Consider the following 19,997-nt stretch of genomic DNA (forward strand, 5'->3'; position numbering starts at 1 on the left):
ACCCTGAAGCAGCTCACCTACGGCGCCTCGCCCATGCCCGCGGCGATCCTCGACAAGCTGCTCGGCCTCTACCCCGACCTCCAGATCAGCCAGGGCTACGGCATGACCGAGTGCTCGTCGGTGCTCACGTTCCTGCGCCCCGAGGACCACGAGGCCGGCGGCGAGCTCCTGCGCTCCGCGGGCCGGCCGGTGCCGGGCGTGGTGCTGTCGATCCAGGACCCCGAGGGCAACGAGCTGCCGCCCGGCGAGCCCGGTGAGGTCTGCGCCCGGGCGGGCAACTTCATGCGGGAGTACTGGAACAAGCCCGAGGCCACCGAGGAGGTCTTCCGCGGCGGCTGGTACCACACGGGCGACGCCGGCTACCTCGACGACCGGGGCTACCTGTTCCTGGTCGACCGGGTGAAGGACATGATCGTGACCGGCGGCGAGAACGTGTACTCGGCCGAGGTCGAGAACGCGATCTCCACCCACCCGGCCGTGCTCCAGGTTGCGGTCATCGGCATCCCCCACGAGACGTGGGGCGAGCAGGTGCACGCCATCGTCGTGTTGAAGCCCGGCGCCGAGGCCACCGAGGCCGAGATCATCGACCACGCCCGGGAGTCGATCGCCGGCTACAAGCTGCCCAAGGCCGTCGAGTTCCGCGCCGAGCCCCTCCCCCTCTCCGGCGCCATGAAGGTGCTGAAGAAGGATCTCCGCGCCCCCTACTGGGACGGCCAGGACCGCGCCGTCAACTGACGGCGGCGCCGGCGGCGCACCGCCACGGTGCGTGGCTGCCACGCGCCGAACCCGCCCGAACGAGCCTCGTTGGAGGGAATAGCCCCCGCATACGGGGGTGATTTCCTCCAACGCTGGTGCTCTGCGCCGTCGCCGCCACGCTCCGTGGTGGTCAGCGACGTCGAGGGTCCGCCGCCCGTCTTTCAGGGGTCCGTCACCGGAAAGGGCCATCAGCGCAACCGCCCGCGTCTCGGAGCCAGCCGACCGAGGTCGCGCTAAACCAACGAGGTGCGCTCGATCGTTCCAGACGAGATGCGCACGCCGGCAGAGTTCTGCGACGAGATCCGGGACCGGCTGGTCGGTTCGCTGACGATCTACTGCGGTGACCGTCATGTCGCCGAAGAGCTCGCGCAGGACGCGCTCGTCCGCGCATGGGAGCGATGGGACACCGTCGGGTCGATGGCGTCGCCCGAGGCGTGGACCTACCGGACGGCGTTCAACCTGGCCACGAGCTGGCACCGCCGGCGTTCCGCTGAACGCCGTGCCCGGCGCCGCCTCGCCGCCCGCCCGGCGCCCGAGCCCATCCCACCTGACGTGCACGGCGCCCTCCGCGCCGCCGTCCTCGGCCTCCCGCCACGACAACGCGCCGTCATCACGTGCCGGTTCTTCCTCGACCTGTCGGTCGACGACACCGCGGCGCTGCTGGAGTGCGCCCCCGGCACCGTGAAGGCCGCCACCCACCAGGCGCTCTCCGCCCTACGAGCGAGCGGCGTGGGTCGAGATGAGGACACCACCGAGGAGGTGCACCCATGAGCAGCATCGAGGATCGTGTGCGAGCGCTCGGCGCACCACCGGGCAACCCGTCCTTCGGTTCCGATGACATCGAGGCCGAAGTCCGTCGGCGCCGGCGCCGACGACGAGCCGGCCTTGCCGGCGTCGTCATCGCCACGACCGCGACCCTGCTCGTCGTGCCCTGGCTCGCCGCACGCGAGCACGCCTCAGAGTCGGTCCGCACCGGACCGGCGTCAGTGGCGACCACGACGGTGCCGAACGGACCTCTCTACGAGGCCGACGCGATGGTGCTGGAAGTCGCGGGCCGCGGCCCCGAGCTATGCCTCGGCTTTCGGGCGGCGACCCATCCTCCCAGCTGCGGTGGGCCACCCGTGATCGGCTGGGACTGGGACGACGTCGGCTGGGCGGAGCAGAGCGGCGACACCCGCTGGGTCGACGTCCACGTCGTCGGCACCTGGGATGGCGCTGCGTTCAGTCTGGTCGATTCGTCGTTCACGTTGAGCGGCTCGGATGGCACCGAGGATCCCGGGACCCCCGACTTCTCGCCGGCGTGCGACGAGCCGTCCGGTGACCTCACGCTGAACCAGGGTGATGCGCTCAGCCTCAACCTGCCCGGGAACGCCGTCCCCACGTTCCCGGGCCAGGTCGCGCTGTACCTGACCCAGGGGCCTCCGTTCGTGGTGAACATCGTCGTCACGCAGGGCAACGGCGCCGCCGCTCTGGAGGAGGCCCGGGCCCTGTGGTCGGGCGGACTCTGCGTGGTGGAGCGCGACGCGCCCACGGAGGCGGCGCTGCGCGCCGTCCAAGCCGAGGTGTCTGCTGCGACAACGGACGGCGAGACACCACTCGGGCCCGTGTACGGCGTCGGTGCGGACACGCTCCGGAGCGTCGTCGTCGTGGACATCACCGCCGTCACCGACGAGGCGCTCAACTACGCACAGCAGCGCTGGGGGGAACTCGTCGAGCTCCAGGGTGAGCTGACGCCCGTAGCCGGCGGGTAGCGTCGCCGGCCTATGGGGGACGAGCTGAAGCTGGGGCTGCAACTGGGGTACTGGACGGCGCAGCCGCCGGACCCGAAGGAGCTGATCGAGCGGGCCCAGCACGCGGAGGCGCTGGGCTTCGACTCGGTGTGGACGGGCGAGTCGTGGTCGTCGGACGCCTTCTCGCCGCTGGTGTGGATCGCCGCCCACACCGAGCGCCTCCACCTGGCCACCGGCATCGCCCAGATGTCGGCCCGCAGCCCGGTGACCATGGCCATGCACGCCATGACCCTCGACACCCTGTCGGGCGGTCGCTTCCGCCTCGGCATCGGCGTGTCCGGCCCGCAGGTGGTGGAGGGCTGGTACGGCCGCCCGTTCTCGAAGCCGCTGGCCCGCACCCGGGAGTACGTCCAGATCATCCGCGACGTCCTCGCCCGGGAGGCGCCCGTCACCAACGATGGCCCCCACTACCCGCTGCCCTACACCGGCCCGGACGCCGTGGGCCTCGGCAAGCCGCTGAAGTCGATCACCCACCCGCCCCGGGCCGACATCCCCATCTACCTCGGCGCCGAGGGGCCCAAGAACGTGACCCTGGCCGCCGAGTCCTTCGACGGGTGGGTGCCCCTCTACTACTCACCGCAGCGCCCCGAGGTGTACGCCGACCAGATCGCCGGCGCCCCCGCCGGCTGGGAGGTGGCGGTCAACGTCCATGTCAGCATCGACGACGACGTGGCCACCGCGCTCTGGCCGGTGAAGGCCATGCTCGGCTTCTACATCGGGGGCATGGGCGCCAAGACAAAGAACTTCCACACCGAGCTCATGTCCCGCATGGGCTACGAGGAAGAGGCGCACCGCATCCAGGACCTCTTCTTCGAGGGCAAGCGCGACGAGGCCATCCTCGCCGTGCCCGACGCCTTCGCCGACGAGATCTCGCTGGTGGGCCCGCCCGAGCGCATCCGCGAGCGCATCGAGGGCTGGCGCTCGAGCCCGGTGACGACGCTGCTCATCGGCAACCACGATCCCGCCGTCCTCGCCCTCCTCGCCGACCTGACCCGCTGACGACCCCGGCGCCGCCAGATCCCCCAGGGAGATTTGGGGGATCCCCCGGATTCCGCCGGGCCCCTCGTGGGCGCACCGTGGGGGCATGGCCTCCCCCACCGCCACCGCCGTCGCCCCCTCGACCACGGAGGCGCCCGCCCTGCTGAGCGTCGACGCCCTCGTCGACGCCACGCCGGCGTCGCGGGACCGCTTCGTCGACCTGCTCCGGGCGCTGTCGATCCTCGTCGTGGTCCTCTGGCACTGGGTGTTCTCGGTGACGCACTGGACCGACGGTGGCGCCCTCACCATGCCCAACCCGGTCGGCGACGTCCGCCTGCTCTGGCTGGCCACCTGGCTCCTCCAGGTCATGCCCCTGTTCTTCCTCGTCGGCGGGTTCTCGAACCTCGCCGCCTGGGAGGCCACCCGTCGCCGCGGCGGCACGGCCCGTGAGTTCCTCCGCTCGCGCCTCCAGCGGCTGTTCCGGCCCGTCGCCGTCTATCTCGCGGTGTGGGCGGCGATCGACGCCACCGCCCGCGCCCTCGTTGCCGACTACCCGGGTGTCCTCCATTGGGGCCGGGTCGTGTTCGTCCCCCTCTGGTTCCTCGCGGTCTACGCCGGCGTGGTCCTGCTCGTGCCCGTCACGGCCCGCCTGCACCGCCACGGCCGTGAGCTCACCATCGTCGGCCTCGGGGCCGCCATCGCCCTCGTCGACCTCGGTCGCTTCCGCTTCGGCCTCGACGCACTGGGCTACGCCAACGCCGCCCTGGTCTTCGTCTTCGCCCACCAGCTCGGCTACTTCTGGCGGGACGGTCGCATGAGCGGCACGGATGCCGAGGCCCGCAACCGGCGGTGGGCCCTGGTGATCGGGGGCCTGAGCGCCCTGGTGGTGCTCACCAACCTGGGCGTGTACCCGAGATCGATGGTGGCCGTGCGGGGCGAGGCCGTCAGCAACATGTTCCCCACCACCGCCTGCATCGCCGCCCTTGCGGTGCTCCAGCTGGGCGTGGTGCTCACGCTGCGGCCCGCCGCCGAGCGCTGGTTGGCACGACGCTCGGTCTGGCGTGCCGTCGTGGCCGCCAACGGGGTGGCCATGACCGTGTTCACCTGGCACATGACCGCCCTCGTCGTGGCCATCGGCGTGTTCGAGGCACTCGGCGGCGATCTCGGCGCCGAGGCCACCGCCTCCTGGTGGTCGACCCGACCCCTGTGGGTCCTCGCCCCGGCCGTGGTCCTCGCCGGCCTCGTCGCCGCCTTCGCCCGCTTCGAGCGCCCGGCGCTACGGGAGCGGTGAGGGCGTCCGCTAGCTTCGACCACATGTCGGCCGACGGAGGCGCCAAGGCGATCGTCGCCGCCTTCATCGCCAACATGGGCATCGCCGTCGCCAAGTTCATCGGCTTCCTGGTCACGGGCTCGTCGTCGATGCTGGCCGAGAGCATCCACTCGGTGGCCGACTCGGGCAACCAGGCACTCCTGGTGCTGGGCCGCAGGCGGGGGCGGCGCGCCCGCGACGCCGCCCACCCCTTCGGCCACGGCCGCGAGCGCTACTTCTGGGCCTTCGTCGTGGCCCTGGTGCTGTTCACCCTCGGCGCGGCCTTCTCGGTCTACGAGGGCGTCCACAAGCTCCAGCACCCCGAGCACCTCGAATCCGCGCAGTGGGCCATCGGCATCCTGCTCGTCGCCATCTGCCTCGAGGCGTTCTCCTTCCGCACCGCGATCCACGAGTCGAACCTCGTGCGTGGCCGGCAGGGGTGGGCCACCTTCATCCGCCGTTCCCGCAGCCCCGAGCTGCCCGTCGTGCTGCTCGAGGACTTCGGCGCCCTCATCGGCCTCGCGCTGGCCCTGACCGGCGTCGGCCTCACCGTCATCACCGACGACCCCATGTGGGACGCCATCGGCACGATCTGCATCGGCTCGCTCCTCGCGGTGATCGCCGTGGTGCTGGCGTCCGAGATGAAGAGCCTGCTCATGGGCGAGACCGCCACCGAGGAGGACCAGGCGACCATCGTCGAAGCCATCGAGTCCGCTCCGTCGGTGAACAGCGTGATCTACGTGCGCACGCAGCACCTCGGGCCCGACGACATCCTGGTGGCGGCGAAGGTCGACCTCGACCACGAGCTCACGGTCGAAGGGGTCGCCGCAGCCATCGACGAGCTCGAACGGCGCGTCCGAGTGGTCGTCCCGGCGGCGACCATGATCTTCATCGAGCCCGACATCCTCCGCGCCCAGGCCCAGAACGAGTCATGAGCCCCCCCGAACCCTCCCCCTCCGAGCACGAGCGTCCCGACGCCGACGAACGCGGTGCCAGCGACCAGGCGAGTGCGCTCGGCCAGTTCATCCGCGAGCAGCGCAACGCGGCCCACCTGTCGCTCCGGGCGCTCGCCGACAAGGCGGGCGTGTCCAACCCCTACCTCAGCCAGATCGAACGCGGGCTGCACGAGCCCTCGGTCCGGGTGCTCAGCTCCATCGCCAACGCCCTCAACGTCTCGGCCGAGACGCTGCTGCGCCAGGCCGGTGCCCTCGGCCCCGACGAGGCGTCGGCGGCGAACCCGACGGTGACCGCCATCAACCAGGACCCCCTCCTCACCCCCGAGCAGCGACAGGAGCTGCTGGCGGTGTACCAGGCCTTCACCGCGAGCTCCGGGCCCTGATGGGCCCGCTCGGCGCCACCGTGCCGGCCCGCCGGCCCGCGGACGGCGGCGCCGTCGGGGCGCGCCGGCGCCACGCGTCGGGAGGTGACCGATGACCGGGCCCGTCCCGGCCCCCGCCGGCCCCACCTCGCCCCGCGTCGCCCTCTTCGTCACCTGTGTGGTCGACGTGGCCCGGCCCGACGCCGGCGTCGCCGCGGTCCACCTCCTCCGCGCGGCCGGCGCCGAGGTCACCTGCCCCCGGGGCCAGACCTGTTGCGGGCAACCGGCGTGGAACGCGGGGTTCGCCGACGAGGCCGTCGCCGTGGCGCGCACCAGCCTCGGGGCGCTCGAGGCCGATCCTGCCGACCTGGTGGTCGTCCCCGCCGGTTCCTGCGCCACGATGATGCGCCGGTACTGGCCGCAGCTCTTCGCGCTGGCCGGCCGCCCCGGCGAGGCCGACCGGGCGCAACGGGTGGCGGACCGCGTGCGCGAGCTGAGCGAGTTCCTCGGCCCCTACGCCGGTGATCCCGCCGACGCCGACGCCGACCCGGCGCCGCCCTCCCCCGGGCCGGGTGGTCTCGCCTCGGAGGGCGACCACGGACCGGGTGATCCCCCGCCGCCGAGGGAAGAGGGTGAGGGGGCCATCGGTGGCCCTGGGCCCCGGCTCGCGTACCACCGCTCCTGCCACCTCGAGCGGGAGCTGCACGTCACCGACGCGCCGGTGCGGCTCCTGCACGCCGCCGGGGTGCCGCCGGCCGAGTGGGAGGGCGACGACCGGTGCTGCGGGTTCGGCGGCACCTTCAGCGTGCGCCTGCCCGAGGTCTCGGTGGCGATGGCCGACGAGAAGCTCGACCACCTGCCCGACGGGGTCGACACCGTGGTGAGCTGCGACGCCTCGTGCCTGCTGCACCTCGAGGCCCGCGCCCGCGAGCGGGGCCTGCCCCTGCGCTTCCGCCACCTGGCCGAGGAGCTCGTCGAGCACCTCCCCGACGCCCCGACCGCCGACGGTCCCACCGCCGACGGTCCCCCTGCCGCCTCTGCCCCTGGGGAAGGGCGCGAACGTGGCTGACTGGCCGCTCACCACCAGCACCCTGCGCCGGCGCACCGCCACGGCCGTCGCCGACCCCGTCCTGCGGAGCAACGTGGCCAACGCCGTCGACCGCTTCCGGGTGGCCAAGAGCGCGGCCTACGACCGCCTGCACGAGCCCGACGAGCTGCGCCGGGCCCTGCGCGGCGTGCGGGGCGACGTGCTCTCCCGCTGGGACGAGGTGCTCGGCCGGCTGGCCGACAACGTCCTCGCCCTGGGCGGCCACGTCTGCTGGGCGCCCGATGCCGCCACCGCCAACGCCTACGTGGCCGACGTGGCCCGCCGCACCGGCGCCCGCACCGCGGTGAAGTCGAAGTCGATGGCCACCGAGGAGACCGGGCTCAACGCCGCCCTGGCCGACGTGGGCTGCACGGTCACCGAGACCGACCTGGGCGAGTGGATCATCCAGCTCGCCGACGAGCACCCCAGCCACATCATCATCCCCGCGGTGCACCGCAACCGCCATCAGATCGCCGACACCTTCGAGGCCGAGGCGGGGATGGCCGAGCGCACCACCGAGCCCGACGAGCTCACCGCGTTCGCCCGCGGTGAGTTGCGCCGGCGGTTCCTCAAGGCCGACCTCGGCATCACCGGCGTCAACCTGGGCGTGGCCGAGACGGGCAGCGTGGTGCTGGTCACCAACGAGGGCAACGGGCGCATGGTCACCACCGCGCCCCGGGTGCATGTCGCGGTCATGGGCGCCGAGCGGGTGGTCGACACGTGGGACCAGGCCGACCTGTTGCTGGGGCTGCTCTCGAAGTCGGCCACCGGCCAGACCCTCACCAGCTACACGAGCATCACCACCGGGCCCCGGCGAGAGGGTGAGGCCGACGGCCCCGATGAGTTCCACCTCGTGATCCTGGACAACGGCCGCTCCGACCTGCTCGGCACCGAGTTCGCCGAGATGCTCAACTGCATCCGCTGCGGCGCCTGCCTCAACGTGTGCCCCGTGTACCGCCAGACCGGCGGCCACGCGTACGGCTGGGTGTACTCCGGGCCCATGGGGGCCGTCCTCACCCCCCTCCTCGCCGCCGAGGCTCCGGGCAGCGGCCACGGAAGCGCGACCGCCCGGCACGCCCACGAGGTGGCCAACGCGTCCACCCTCTGCGGCGCGTGCATGGAGGCGTGCCCGGTCGAGATCCCCCTCCAGGACCTGCTCCTCGGGCTGCGTCGCCGCAAGGCCGCCGAGGCCCCCCGCAGCGAGCGGGTGGCCTGGTCGGCGTGGGCCTCCGCGTGGTCCACGCCCACCCGCTACCGCCGGACCCTCGCCGCCGCCGCTCGGGGCCAGGGCCTCGCGGCCCGCCTCGGCTGGCTCCCGGGCGTCCGCCAGTGGACCGAGGGCAGGGCGCTGCCCGACCTCCCCCGGCGCACGTTCACCGAACACTGGGAGGCCGGCGATGTCTGACTCCCCGCCCCCGCCCGGCCCCACCGGCCCCGACTCCACTGGTGCTGGCTCCCGATTCGATCGCCCTGACGATCGAGTCGGGAGCCAGAACGAGCCGAACACGCCGGGGCCGCGGGAGCACGGCGACCGGGGGGCGTTCCTGGCCCGGGTCGCCCGCCGCCCGGACGCCGAGGTCGTCGCCCCCGGCGGCCCCCGCACCCCGCATCCGCCGCCTCCCGCGCCCGAGCGCATCCCCGAGGTGGCCTACCGCGCGCTCGACGGCTTCGACGGCGCCGCCGGCCTCGCCCTGCTCCCCGTCTTCACCGTCGCCGCCCTCACGGCCGAGGCGCGCGTGCACGCCCCGTCTCGCACCGGCCTCGCCGGCGTGGTGGCCGAGCTGTGCCGGGCCCACGACGTGCGCACCGCCGTCGTGACCTCCGAGCCCGAGGCCCAGGCCCTCGTCCCGATGCTGCTCGACGCCGGCGTCGCCGTGAGCGACCACTCCCCGCGCGCCGCGGCCGACGCCGACCTCGGGGTCACCGGCACGGTGGCCGGCATCGCCGCCACGGGCAGCCTTGTAGTGGACGCCGACCGCGCCGGCGGGAGGGGCGCCAGCCTCCTCCCCCGCGTGCACCTGGCGGTGCTGCCCATCGACCGACTGGTGGCTACGCCGTCCGACATCCTGCGCCGAGGCTCGCGGCCCCTGCCTTCCAACCGGGTGCTGATCACCGGCCCGTCGCGCACCGGCGACATCGAGCAGATCCTCACCCTCGGGGTCCACGGGCCCACCGCGCTCGAGATCCTGGTCCTGACCGACGCGGGGTAGCGTCGCGGCCGATGACCGTCACCGACGCCTCCGTGGACACCTCGGCCGTCGACCCGCTCGTCGACGAGCTGCTCGAGGGCTTCGACCCCGCCACCAGCGACCCCATCGAGTTCCGGGGCCGCCAGTACGACCTCGGCCTCGCCTGGGTGCACTTCCCCCACGGCTGGGGCGGTCTCGACCTGCCGCCCAAGGTGCAGACCCACATCGACCGCCGGCTACGCGAGGCCCGCGCCCCGCAGGCCGGCGAGCAGCACTTCTTCGGCCTCACCATGGCCGGGCCCACCGTCGTGACCCATGGCGACGAGGAGCTGAAGGGCCGCCTCCTGCGGCGCATGTTCACCGGCGAGGACGCGTGGTGCCAGCTCTTCAGCGAGCCGGGCGCCGGCTCCGACCTCGCCGGCCTGGCCTGCAAGGCGGTGCGTGACGGCGACGAGTGGGTCATCAACGGCCAGAAGGTGTGGAACACGCTCGCCCACATCGCCGACCGGGGGATGCTCGTCACCCGCAGCGACCCCGAACAGCCCAAGCACAAGGGCCTCACCTACTTCGCCCTCGACATGCACGCCCCCGGCGTCGAGGTGCGACCCCTGCGCCAGATCACCGGCGAAGCCGAGTTCAACGAGGTGTACCTCACCGACGTCCGCGTTCCCGACAGCGACCGCATCGGCGACGTCGGCGAGGGCTGGCGCGTCGCCATGTCCACGCTGATGAACGAGCGCACCACCATCGGCGGCGGCAGCGGCCCTCCCGGTCGGGGCACCGGCGCCATCGCCGAGGCCGTGCGCATCTGGAACGAGGAGGCCCTCGACCAGAGCCCCGTGACGAAGGATCGGCTCCTGCAGCTGTGGATCGACGCCGAGACCCTCCGCCTCACCAACATCCGGGCCTCGCAGAACCGAAAGGCCGGCAACCCCGGCCCCGAGGGCTCGATCGCGAAGCTGCGCTTCGCCGAGGTCAACACCGAGATCTACGAATTCTGCGTCGAGCTCCTCGGCATGGCGGGCCAGGTCGACTACGACTACGAGCTCAAGCGGGCCAGCTTCGGCCTCGTCGGGCCCCCGGGCTCGAGCCGCAAGATGTTCCTGCGCTCACGGGCCAACTCGATCGAGGGCGGGACGTCCGAGATCCAGCGCAACATCATCGGCGAGCGGGTCCTCGGCCTCCCCGGCGACGTGCGCGTCGACAAGGACGTGCCCTGGTCCCAGGTGCCGCGCTGATCTGAAGAGCACCGGCGGGCGCGGGCCGACCTCGGGCCCCGCCGCCGCAAAACGCCGAACGACGGGCCCTGGGGGGGACGGGGCCCGTCGTTCGGTGTTGCGGGGTCGTCCGACGCCGGGGGGAAGCGCCGGACGGATGGGGGGAAGCCTCAGGCGGCCTTGGTGGCCTTCTCGGTGGTGGGCTTCGCCGAGCTCGTGGCGGCCTTGGCCTGGCTGGTCGCGGTCTTGGCCGCGCTCTTGGCCTTGGCGGGGGCGGCGCCGAGCTGCTCGAGGACCTGCTTGGCGAGCTCGTGCTGGCGGTCGAGGACCGTCTGCGCGAACTCGAAGTACTTCTCGACGAGCTCGTCGGCCTTGGCCACCAGCTCGTCGGTGCTCGGGAGGCTCTCGATGGCGGGGAGCTCGAGGTCGTTGAGGCGCTTCTCGGCGACGTCGGCGACCTTGCGGACGTTGGCGACGACGGGCTCCGAGACGGTGGAGACCAGGTCGTTGACCTTCTCCTCGACCTTGGCGTACGTGTCGGTGGCGGTGGCCATTGCAGGGGTGTCCTTTCGGGACGGGTGGTGGCGGGTCGCTAGATTTATCAAGCGCTTCGAGCAGTCAAGCAAGCATCGCAAGCTGTGTCAAGCGAAAGTTTGCAAAAGTTCGCACACCGGAGCGGTTGCGGCCACTGCAATTCCCGACCAGGATGGTCGGGATTCACCACCCATCCCCGAGCAACCGCGAAGAGGTACCGCCATGGCACTGCGACTGGGCGACGACGCCCCGAACTTCACCGCCGAGACCACCGAAGGCACCATCGACTTCTACGACTGGAAGGGCGACAGCTGGGCCGTCCTGTTCTCGCACCCCAAGGACTTCACCCCGGTCTGCACCACCGAGCTGGGCTACCTGGCCAGCATCAAGCCGGACTTCGATGCCCGCGGCGTGAAGATCATCGGCCTCAGCGTCGACGAGCTCGGCAACCACACCGCCTGGGCCAGCGACATCGAGGAGACCCAGGGCACCGCCCCGAACTACCCGATCATCGCCGACTCGGACCGCAAGGTGTCGGACCTGTACGACATGATCCACCCGAACGCCAACGACACCCTCACGGTGCGCTCGGTGTTCATCATCGGCGCCGACAACAAGGTGAAGCTGATCCTCACCTACCCCGCCAGCACGGGCCGCAACTTCGACGAGGTGCTGCGGGTGATCGACTCCCTCCAGCTCACCGCCAACCACAAGGTGGCCACGCCCGTGAACTGGAACGACGGCGAGGACGTGATCATCGTCCCGGCCGTCACCGACGAGGAGGCCAAGGAGAAGTACCCCGAGGGTTGGAAGACCCTCAAGCCCTACCTGCGGGTGGTCCCCCAGCCCGCCAAGTAGCACCGGCACCACCGCGAGCGAACGCCGCAGGACCCTCGCCCCGGCGAGCTGGTCCTGCGGCGTTCGTCGTTCTCGACTCTCGACCCACCGCCGGGACACCGGCGGGCGATCAGAGCGAGTAGGCCGTCTTCCAGCCGTCGGCGGTGACGCCGAGGCGCAGGAGCGCCCGTTCCGCGTCGGCGCTCAGCTCGCCGGCGTCGTCCCCGAGGCGGGTGCGGGCCTGCGCCTCGGCCAGGCAGACGAGGGCGCGCGTGAGCTGATCGTCGGTGGCCGCCACCTCGGCCTGGGCGCCGGCGAGGGCCTCGAGCGTGGCGGGCCGGTCGCCCCGACGGGCGTGCCCGAGCGCGGCGGCGAGGAGGGCCTGCGTCCGGTCGAGGTAGGTCGCCTGGGGGGAGCCCACCACCCACTCGGCGGCAGCGACGGCCTCGTCCACGCGGTCGGCGGCGACGAGGGCGAGCGCCAGCGCGCTCTGCGGGTACGGGTGTGAGCGAGCGCCACCGTCAGCCTTCTCGAGGCGGGTGAGGGCCCCCTCGACATCGCCGCGTTGGAGGGCGCACAGCCCGAGGGCCACGAGGCGCTCGTCGTCGGAGAGCCCACTCGCGTCGACCAGGGAGAGGTCGTCGTCGAGCAGCTCGGGCGGCAGGCGGTGGGGCTCGCCGACGTGGGTGGCGGCGGCGGCGACCACGGTCAGGCCGAGCCGGCGCATGTCGGCGGTGGTGCCGTGCACCGCGAGCATCTCCTCGAGCACGGCGAAGCCCTCGTCCACCCGGCCGAGCGCGATGAGTGACCGGCCCACGGGGGCCAGCGCCTGCACCTCGCCGAAGACGTCACCGATGCGACGGAAGTTGGCGAGCGCCATCGCCGCGATCTCATGGGCCTCGCGGGCCCGGCCCGACCAGAGGCGCATGACGCTCTGGAGGATGAGCATCATGCCCTCGCCCCACTGATCGCCCCGCTCGCGCGCCTCGGGCAGGACCCGCTCGACGAGGGCGTCGGCGGCGGCGGTGTCGCCGAGGCGGAACTGGATCCACGCCATCAGGCCGTAGGCCCAGCTCAAGCCGCCCTTGTCCCGGATGTCCTCGAACTTGGCGATGGCCTCGGCGAGACGCCGCTCCGCCTCCTCGGGGTCACCGTCGACGAAGGCGATCCAAGCGAGGTTCTGGAGGGCCCACGCCTCGCCCCGTACGTCACCGACCTCCCGGGAGGCGGCCAGCGCCGCTTGGAGCGACTCGGGGGCGTCGTCGTGGGCGCCGACCATCAGGTCGGCCATCCCCCGGCTGCGCAGCGCCTTGGCCAGGCCCTGGCGGTCACCCAGCTCCTGGAACTCGTCGATGGCCCGGTCGAGGGTGACGACGGCGGCGGCGTGGTCACCCTCGCGCCACTCGATCTCGCCCAGTACGACGAGGGCTCGGGCGAGGACGGTGCGGTCGCCGCTGCGCTCGGCCGCGGACAGCGCCCGGCCGACGTCGGCGCGTGCCGCCCCGAGGTCGCGCAGCTCGGCGAGGGCATGGGCGCGCCCGAGGACGGCGCCGGTCATCTGGTCGCCTTGGCCGAGGCTCGTGGCCAGGTCCACCGCCTGGCCGTACAGGCGTGCGGCGTTCTGGTGCAGGTCGGCGCGATCGGCCCGCCGGGCCGCCTCCATCAACCAGTGGAGTGCCTTCTCGCCGATGTCGGGCCGGAGATGGGCGACGTCGCCCATCTCGACTGAGAGCTGGGCGGCCACGTTGAAGTGGTAGGCGACGATGTCCACGACCCGCTCGTCGGGCGCCGCCCCCGGATGCTCCTCCAGGTGCGTGGCGATCCCGGCGTGCTTGCGGGCCCGGTCGGACTTGGTGAGGGTGCCATAGGCCACGTCGCGCACGAGCTCTGAGTGGAAGCTCCACCGCTGCCCTTCGACGAGGAGCACCTCCTTCGCCGCGAGGCCGTGCAGCGCGTCCGCCGCCGCCGAGGCGGCATCGGCCTCGCCGAGCGCGTCCTTCTCCAGCATCTTCTCCAGCGCCTCGACCGGCCCGCGGCGGCCCCAGACCGCGGCGTTGACCAAGGTCTGGCGCTCCTTGGCGGGCAGGGCGTCGAGGCGGGCCGCGACGAGGCCCCGCAGGGTGTCGGGCAGGTCACGGAGTCCCCCGTCGGCGCTCGGCGTGCCCCCGACCATGCCCGTCTCGTCGAGCAGGGACACCAGCTCCTCGAGGAAGAAGGGGTTGCCACCACTGCGGTCGAGGAGCAGGGCGCGCACGTCGTCGCCCGCCTCCTGCTCGAGCAGGAGGGAGAGCAGGTGCTCGGAGGCGCTGCGGTCGAGGGGGTCGAGGTTGAGCACGGCCGAGTTGTGACGGCCGTGACGGGGCACCCAGCGCTCCTCGATGCCCGGCCGGCTGGTGCCCACCACGACGTAGGGGTAGCGGCCGAGGCGGGCGAGCATGTCGTCGATCATCTCGAGCACGAGGTCGTCGGCCCAGTGCAGGTCGGAGAGCACGATGACGACCGGGTGATCGAGGGCATAGCCCTCGATGAGGGTCAGCACCGAGCGGGTGGCCTCGTCGCGCGCCCGCTGGGGGTCGATGTCCCGGAGGGGCACCTCGTAGCCGAGGAGGTAGAGGAGGCCCTCGACCACCCGGGCGACCTCGTCGTCGCCGGGGTCGAGATCGAGGGTGCGGGCGACCACGTCGAAGGCGTGGTCGCTGGCCGTGCTGAACGGCGCCTCGGCGGACAGGCTGAGGGCCTGACGCAGCGCCTCGGCCACAGGCCACCAGACGTTGGCCTCGCCGTAGGGCACGCAGCGACCTTCGAGGACGATGGCCTCGTGGTCGCACTCGGCCAGCGCGGCCACCTCCTCGGCCAGTCGGCTCTTGCCCACGCCGGCCTCACCCAGCAACAAGATGAGCTGGGCCCGGCCATGCGCGACGGCAGCGTCGACCGCCCCTTTCAACATGGCCAGCTCGGGGTCGCGACCGACGAGCGGCGCCCGCTCCCGTTGGGGCCGGTAGCCCGGTGGCAGCAGCGGCGCGGTGGCGGCCCACGCCGGGACGGGCTCGTCGCGGCCGCGCGCTTGGAGCAGCCCCAGCTCGTCGTAGCCGATCACCCCATGGGTGGCGGCGAAGGTGGCCGGGCCCACGAGCACCTGGCCCGGCTGGGCCGCGGTCTGGAGCCGGCTCGCGGTGTTCACCACGTCACCCATCGCGGTGTAGTCGCCACCGGCCCGGAGGGCCCCGACCAGCACCTCGCCCGTGTTGACGCCGATGCGCATGCGCACGTCGACGTCCCCTTCGGCGGCGTGGCGGGCGAGCGTCTCCTGCATGCGCAGCGCCGCACGCACGGCGCGCTCGGCGTCGTCCTCGTGGGCCACCGGGGCGCCGAAGAGCGCCACGATGGCGTCGCCCACGATCTTGTCGACCTTGCCCCCGAAGGTCTCGATCTCGGCCACGAGCCGCCCGAAGCAGGCGTCGACGAGGTTCTTCACGTGCTCGGGGTCGGCGGTCTCCGACAGGGTCGTGAAGCCCACGAGGTCGCCGAAGAGCACGGTGGCGACGCGACGCTCGTCGCTCGGGACCGACGTCGCCTGACCACAGGACGGGCAGAAGCGTGCCCCTTCGGGCACGGCTGCGCCGCACGACCCGCACGTCATGCCCCCAGCCTACGGGCCGGGTGGTGGACGTCACCGATCGTTCCCGTTGCCGTTGCCCGCGGCCCCGTTAGCGTGTCCGGGACCGGCCCCCCGTCCCGAAAGGCCTCCGACGTGGCCCTCACCGACACGACTGCCCCGCCGACCGTCGCCGCCCAGGCGGTGCAGGCCTCGAAGATCTACGGCGAGGGCGACACCGAAGTGCGGGCCCTCGACGGGGTCGACGTGCAACTGGTCAAGGGCCAGTTCACCGCCATCATGGGCCCCTCGGGCTCGGGCAAGTCCACGCTCATGCACTGCATGGCCGGCCTCGACACCCTCACCTCGGGCCAGGTCTTCATCGGCGACGTCGAGTTGGGCGCCCTGAAGGAGAAGGAGCTCACGGCCCTGCGACGCGACAAGATCGGCTTCGTGTTCCAGGCCTTCAACCTGGTGCCCACCCTGAGCGCACTCGAGAACATCACCCTCCCGATGGACCTCGCCGGCCGCAAGCCCGACCAGGCCCGCCTCGACCAGATCGTCACCACGGTGCGCCTGGCCGACCGGCTGAAGCACCGGCCGAGCGAGCTCTCCGGCGGCCAGCAGCAGCGGGTGGCCGTGGCTCGGGCCCTCGCCGGCGCCCCCGAGATCATCTTCGCCGACGAGCCCACGGGGAACCTCGACTCACGCTCCGGCGCCGAGATCCTCGAGTTCATGCAGAGCGCCGTGCGCGAGTTCGGTCAGACCATCGTCATGGTCACCCACGACCCCGTCGCCGCGGGCTACGCCGACCGGGCCCTCTTCCTGGCCGACGGCAAGATCGTCGAGGACATGGCCGATCCGACCTCCGACAAGGTGCTGGACCGCCTCAAGAGCCTCGACAGCTGATGCTCCACGTCACCCTCAAGGGCCTTCTCGCGCACAAGCTGCGCCTCGCCCTCACCGCGCTCGCGGTCGTGCTGGGCGTGGCCTTCATGGCCGGCAGCCTCGTGCTGACCGACACCATCCGCTCGGTGTTCGACGACCTCTTCGCCGAGGTCAACGCCGGTGTCGACGCCGTGGTCCGCAAGCAGGAGACCTTCGAGGGCCAGTTCGGCCAGAGCCAGCGTGGCCGGGTCACCCAGGAGGACCTCGACCTCGTCGAGTCCGTGCCCTCCGTGGCTGCGGCCGAGGGTCAGATCGCCGGACCGGCGGCACTGGCCGACGCCGACGGCGAGCTCATCGGCGACCCCGCGCAGGGCGCGCCGACCCTCGCGTTCAACTGGAGCACGGTGCCCGAGCTGAACCAGTTCACCCTGGTCGAGGGCGCGCCACCGGAAGGCGCCCAGGTCGTGCTCGACAAGGGCACCGCCGACACGAACGACTTCGCCGTCGGGGACACCGTCCGCGTCCTCACCCAGGCCGGATCCACCGAGTTCGAGGTCAGCGGCATCGCCACCTTCGGCGAGTCCAACAGCCTCGCCGGCGCCAACATCGTCCTGTTCGAGACGAGCGTGGCCCAGGAGACGGTGGGCAAGCCCGACAAGTTCGAGCAGATCGCCGTGGTGGCCGCCGACGGTGTCAGCCAACAGCAGCTGGTCGACGACCTCTCCGAGGTGCTGCCCGGCGGCACCGAGGCCATCACGGGCGACGCCATCACCGCGGAGAACCAGAGCGACGTGGCCGACCAGCTCGGCTTCTTCACCACCTTCCTGTTGATCTTCGCCGGCATCGCCCTGTTCGTGGGCTCGTTCATCATCTACAACACCTTCTCGATCATCGTGGTGCAGCGCAGCCGCGAGATGGCCCTGCTCCGGGCCATCGGCGCCGGTCGCCGCCAGGTGCTCGGGTCGGTCATGCTCGAGGCGCTCGTGGTCGGCCTGCTCGCGTCCGCCGTGGGCATCGTGGCCGGGATCGCCCTCGCCTTCGGCCTCAAGGCCGCGCTGGCCGGGCTCGGCCTGGACCTGCCCGACGCGGGCACGGTGGTGAAGAGCAACACCATCGTCACCTCGATGATCGTCGGCACCGTCATCACCGTCGTCGCCGCCTTCTTCCCGGCCCGCAAGGCCTCCAAGGTGCCGCCCATCGCGGCGCTGCGAGACGTGGCGCAGGACACCTCGGGCAGCTCGAAGGGCCGGCGCATCGCCGGCCTGGCCCTCGCCGTGCTGGGCATCGGCCTGGCGGCCAAGGGACTCGCCGACGAGGACGCCACCACCCTGGGCTATGGCCTGCTCGGCATCTTCTTGTCGGTGGCCACCCTCGGCCCCGTCATCGCCGGGCCCATCAGCCGGTTCCTCGCCTGGCCCATCCCCCGCATCAAGGGCATCACCGGCGTGCTCGCGCGAGAGAACGCCATCCGCAACCCGAAGCGCACGGCGTCCACGGCGGCCGCCCTGATGATCGCGGTCACCCTCATCGGGTTCATCACGATCTTCGCCGACTCGGCCAAGGCCTCGGTCGACAAGAGCATCGACGAGAACTTCAACGGTGACTTCGTCATCGACTCCCAGACCTTCGGTCAAGGCGGCCTGCCCGTCGCCATGGCCGACGAGCTCAACGAGCTCCCCGAGGTCAGCGCCGCCGCCGGCGTGCGCCTCAGCCAGGCCCAGATCGCCTTCGGCGCCGAGTTCATCGGCGGGGTCGACCCGGCGGTCATCTTCGACGTGGTCGACGTGGGCGAGATCCAGGGGGACCCCGACGCCCTCGAACGAGAGGACGCCGTCGCCCTGAGCATCGACCAGGCCGAGGAGTGGGACCTGGGTCTCGGCGACACCCTCAACGTGCGCTTCCCCGCCAACGACGAGGTCACCGAGTTCGAGGTCGTGGCCCTCTACGAGCGTCCCGACGCCATCAACGTGAACTTCCCCCTCGACTACCTCTTCGGGCTCCCCGCCTACGAGGCGAACGTGGAGGACCAGTACGACACCCAGGTCATCGTCGACCTCGCCGAGGGCGTGGACCTCGAGGACGGGCGGGCCGCGGTCGAGACCGTCACCGACGAGTACCCGCTGGCCAAGGTGCAGGACCAGAACGAGCTGAAGGCGAGCCAGGCCGCGCAGATCAACCAGTTCCTGGCCCTCATCTATGTGCTGCTCGGCCTCGCCGTGATCATCGCCTTCATCGGCATCGTCAACACCCTCGGGCTGTCCATCTACGAGCGCACCCGGGAGCTCGGCCTGATGCGGGCCGTGGGCATGTCCCGCAAGCAGGTGCGCACGTCGATCCGGTGGGAGGCGGTGATCATCGCCCTCCTCGGCACGGCTCTCGGCCTGGTGCTCGGCATCGTGTTCTCGTTCACCCTCGTCACGGTGCTCGAGAGCCAGGGCTTCAACACCTTCCGCCTCCCCATCGGACAGCTGCTCATCCTGTCGGTGTTCGCCGCCGGCCTCGCGGTCCTCATGGCGGCGTGGCCCGCCCGGCGGGCCGCCAAGCTCAACGTGCTCGAGGCCATCGCCACCGAGTAGCCGCGGCTCGCTCTCGGCGGTCAAGGACGCCGGGGGAGCGGCCGATACCGGAGGTATGGGAGCACGGGCGAACGAGGAGATCACTGCGGTCGTCGTCGATCCTGAGGAGGATCGACGACGACGCATCGTCGAGCACCTCGGCGCCGCGCCCGGCATCACGGTCATCGAGGCCACCGACGACCCCGCCCTCGCCGTGGCCCACGTGGTGGAGCGACCCCCCGACGCCATCCTCATCGACGTCAAGCTGCCCGACTCTGCGGCACTGGGCGTCTGCTGGTCGGTGTCGCAGCACTCCCCCGTCACCCAGGTGGTGCTGATGGCGGGCCCCGAGGACGTCGAGACCGCCTACCACGCCATCACCTACGGCGCCGCCAGCTGCATCCAGCGGGCCGAGGCCGTCGCCCAGTGCGTGGAGGCCGTCCGGGGCGCCACCCGCGGCGAGTACCTCGTCCCCCCGCTCGTGGCGACCAAGATCCTCCACGACGTCGACGCCTACTCCCAGGCCCCCGGCACCCCCTTCGGCCGCAAGGCCCCCCTCACCGCCACCGAGCGCGAGGTGCTGATGAGCCTCGCCGCCGGCGACACACCGGCGGCCATCGCCGAGCGCCACGAGGTGACCGCCCGCCTCGTGAACCTCCACACCGGCTACGCGGTGGCGAAGCTCCAGCGCCACGCCGAAGCCGCCCGCGCCGCCCTCACCACCCCCCGCTCCGCCTGACCCGCCGACCCCCGCACCCGCCGGCCCCTCCCACCTCGTTCTGGGAGCGAGTTGGCAACGCCCAGAGGCTGTTGCGTTAGGTGCTCGCGTTCAGGTCCGAGACGGGGGAGAATTCGTGGGTGGCTCCTCGGTTCCGTGCGGTGACTCGTGATCAGCAGTTCTTGTTGCCTCCTGATGTGCGCGAGTGGCTCCCGGTGGGCCATCC

17 protein-coding genes are annotated in these 19,997 nt (G+C 72.1%); 15 read left to right on the forward strand and 2 right to left on the reverse strand.

All coding sequences use genetic code 11. From position 1 onward, the window contains the following. From JNK12_18240 to JNK12_18290, 11 genes are all read left to right on the forward strand, one after another. Window positions 1–735 (forward strand): AMP-binding protein (locus JNK12_18240; protein ID MBL8777884.1); only part of this gene is annotated, 735 nt, incomplete at its 5' end. 291 nt (window positions 736–1,026) lie between these two features. Then, complete coding sequence (locus JNK12_18245) at window positions 1,027–1,527, forward strand: sigma-70 family RNA polymerase sigma factor (GenBank protein ID MBL8777885.1); 501 nt, start codon at window positions 1,027–1,029, stop codon at window positions 1,525–1,527. Continuing rightward, on the forward strand, window positions 1,524–2,507 hold the full coding sequence (locus JNK12_18250; protein MBL8777886.1) for a hypothetical protein: 984 nt from the start codon (window positions 1,524–1,526) through the stop codon (window positions 2,505–2,507). Before JNK12_18245 ends, JNK12_18250 begins: the two co-directional genes overlap by 4 nt. A 12-nt stretch (window positions 2,508–2,519) precedes the next feature. Further along, the gene (locus tag JNK12_18255) at window positions 2,520–3,545 is read left to right on the forward strand and encodes an LLM class F420-dependent oxidoreductase (GenBank protein ID MBL8777887.1); all 1,026 of its coding nucleotides are present in this window, start codon (window positions 2,520–2,522) and stop codon (window positions 3,543–3,545) included. 85 nt (window positions 3,546–3,630) lie between these two features. After that, complete coding sequence (locus JNK12_18260; protein MBL8777888.1) at window positions 3,631–4,815, forward strand: acyltransferase; 1,185 nt, start codon at window positions 3,631–3,633, stop codon at window positions 4,813–4,815. Between the two features lie 23 nt (window positions 4,816–4,838). Next, complete coding sequence (locus JNK12_18265) at window positions 4,839–5,768, forward strand: cation diffusion facilitator family transporter (GenBank protein MBL8777889.1); 930 nt, start codon at window positions 4,839–4,841, stop codon at window positions 5,766–5,768. Beyond that, window positions 5,765–6,172 carry a helix-turn-helix transcriptional regulator gene (locus JNK12_18270; GenBank protein MBL8777890.1) on the forward strand — a complete coding sequence of 136 codons (408 nt, stop codon included), beginning with the start codon at window positions 5,765–5,767 and terminating at the stop codon, window positions 6,170–6,172. The genes JNK12_18265 and JNK12_18270 overlap by 4 nt, the downstream gene beginning before the upstream one ends. Before the next feature lie 91 nt (window positions 6,173–6,263). Continuing rightward, the gene (locus JNK12_18275) at window positions 6,264–7,220 is read left to right on the forward strand and encodes a (Fe-S)-binding protein (GenBank protein ID MBL8777891.1); all 957 of its coding nucleotides are present in this window, start codon (window positions 6,264–6,266) and stop codon (window positions 7,218–7,220) included. Then, a complete protein-coding gene (locus JNK12_18280; GenBank protein ID MBL8777892.1) occupies window positions 7,213–8,643 on the forward strand; it encodes an iron-sulfur cluster-binding protein in 1,431 nt (476 codons plus the stop codon). Before JNK12_18275 ends, JNK12_18280 begins: the two co-directional genes overlap by 8 nt. Continuing rightward, window positions 8,636–9,448, forward strand: a complete 813-nt coding sequence (locus tag JNK12_18285) for an LUD domain-containing protein (protein ID MBL8777893.1) — start codon at window positions 8,636–8,638, stop codon at window positions 9,446–9,448. The genes JNK12_18280 and JNK12_18285 overlap by 8 nt, the downstream gene beginning before the upstream one ends. Window positions 9,449–9,459: 11 nt before the next feature. Continuing rightward, complete coding sequence (locus JNK12_18290) at window positions 9,460–10,665, forward strand: acyl-CoA dehydrogenase family protein (GenBank protein MBL8777894.1); 1,206 nt, start codon at window positions 9,460–9,462, stop codon at window positions 10,663–10,665. A gap of 149 nt (window positions 10,666–10,814) precedes the next feature. Here the strand turns inward: JNK12_18290 and JNK12_18295 are convergent, their stop codons facing one another. Then, a complete protein-coding gene (locus tag JNK12_18295; protein ID MBL8777895.1) occupies window positions 10,815–11,198 on the reverse strand; it encodes a hypothetical protein in 384 nt (127 codons plus the stop codon). A 202-nt stretch (window positions 11,199–11,400) separates the two neighbouring features. On the opposite strand from JNK12_18295, the gene JNK12_18300 reads away from it, so the two are divergent. Beyond that, window positions 11,401–12,036, forward strand: a complete 636-nt coding sequence (locus JNK12_18300) for a peroxiredoxin (GenBank protein MBL8777896.1) — start codon at window positions 11,401–11,403, stop codon at window positions 12,034–12,036. Between the two features lie 109 nt (window positions 12,037–12,145). Here JNK12_18300 and JNK12_18305 read toward each other — a convergent pair whose 3' ends face one another. After that, a complete protein-coding gene (locus tag JNK12_18305; protein ID MBL8777897.1) occupies window positions 12,146–15,655 on the reverse strand; it encodes an AAA family ATPase in 3,510 nt (1,169 codons plus the stop codon). 111 nt (window positions 15,656–15,766) lie between these two features. On the opposite strand from JNK12_18305, the gene JNK12_18310 reads away from it, so the two are divergent. The 3 genes from JNK12_18310 to JNK12_18320 are packed head-to-tail and all read left to right on the forward strand — an operon-like array spanning window position 15,767 to window position 19,792. Further along, on the forward strand, window positions 15,767–16,519 hold the full coding sequence (locus JNK12_18310) for an ABC transporter ATP-binding protein (protein MBL8777898.1): 753 nt from the start codon (window positions 15,767–15,769) through the stop codon (window positions 16,517–16,519). Then, a complete protein-coding gene (locus tag JNK12_18315) occupies window positions 16,519–19,074 on the forward strand; it encodes an ABC transporter permease (GenBank protein MBL8777899.1) in 2,556 nt (851 codons plus the stop codon). Before JNK12_18310 ends, JNK12_18315 begins: the two co-directional genes overlap by 1 nt. A gap of 55 nt (window positions 19,075–19,129) precedes the next feature. Further along, a complete protein-coding gene (locus JNK12_18320) occupies window positions 19,130–19,792 on the forward strand; it encodes a response regulator transcription factor (GenBank protein MBL8777900.1) in 663 nt (220 codons plus the stop codon). Window positions 19,793–19,997 lie beyond the last annotated feature (205 nt).

The organism is Acidimicrobiales bacterium (assembly GCA_016794585.1).
Taxonomy (GTDB): domain Bacteria; phylum Actinomycetota; class Acidimicrobiia; order Acidimicrobiales; family DATDAH01; genus JAEUJM01.

Excerpts from the sequence above, each read along its gene's own strand:
- JNK12_18320 (MBL8777900.1), top strand. The coding sequence starts at position 19,130 with ATGGGAGCACGGGCGAACGAGGAGATCACTGCGGTCGTCGTCGATCCT.
- JNK12_18315 (MBL8777899.1), top strand. The coding sequence starts at position 16,519 with ATGCTCCACGTCACCCTCAAGGGCCTTCTCGCGCACAAGCTGCGCCTC.
- JNK12_18295 (MBL8777895.1), bottom strand. The coding sequence starts at position 11,198 with ATGGCCACCGCCACCGACACGTACGCCAAGGTCGAGGAGAAGGTCAAC.
- JNK12_18270 (MBL8777890.1), top strand. The coding sequence starts at position 5,765 with ATGAGCCCCCCCGAACCCTCCCCCTCCGAGCACGAGCGTCCCGACGCC.
- JNK12_18275 (MBL8777891.1), top strand. The coding sequence starts at position 6,264 with ATGACCGGGCCCGTCCCGGCCCCCGCCGGCCCCACCTCGCCCCGCGTC.
- JNK12_18255 (MBL8777887.1), top strand. The coding sequence starts at position 2,520 with ATGGGGGACGAGCTGAAGCTGGGGCTGCAACTGGGGTACTGGACGGCG.
- JNK12_18305 (MBL8777897.1), bottom strand. The coding sequence starts at position 15,655 with ATGACGTGCGGGTCGTGCGGCGCAGCCGTGCCCGAAGGGGCACGCTTC.
- JNK12_18285 (MBL8777893.1), top strand. The coding sequence starts at position 8,636 with ATGTCTGACTCCCCGCCCCCGCCCGGCCCCACCGGCCCCGACTCCACT.
- JNK12_18260 (MBL8777888.1), top strand. The coding sequence starts at position 3,631 with ATGGCCTCCCCCACCGCCACCGCCGTCGCCCCCTCGACCACGGAGGCG.
- JNK12_18290 (MBL8777894.1), top strand. The coding sequence starts at position 9,460 with ATGACCGTCACCGACGCCTCCGTGGACACCTCGGCCGTCGACCCGCTC.
- JNK12_18250 (MBL8777886.1), top strand. The coding sequence starts at position 1,524 with ATGAGCAGCATCGAGGATCGTGTGCGAGCGCTCGGCGCACCACCGGGC.
- JNK12_18245 (MBL8777885.1), top strand. The coding sequence starts at position 1,027 with ATGCGCACGCCGGCAGAGTTCTGCGACGAGATCCGGGACCGGCTGGTC.
- JNK12_18300 (MBL8777896.1), top strand. The coding sequence starts at position 11,401 with ATGGCACTGCGACTGGGCGACGACGCCCCGAACTTCACCGCCGAGACC.
- JNK12_18265 (MBL8777889.1), top strand. The coding sequence starts at position 4,839 with ATGTCGGCCGACGGAGGCGCCAAGGCGATCGTCGCCGCCTTCATCGCC.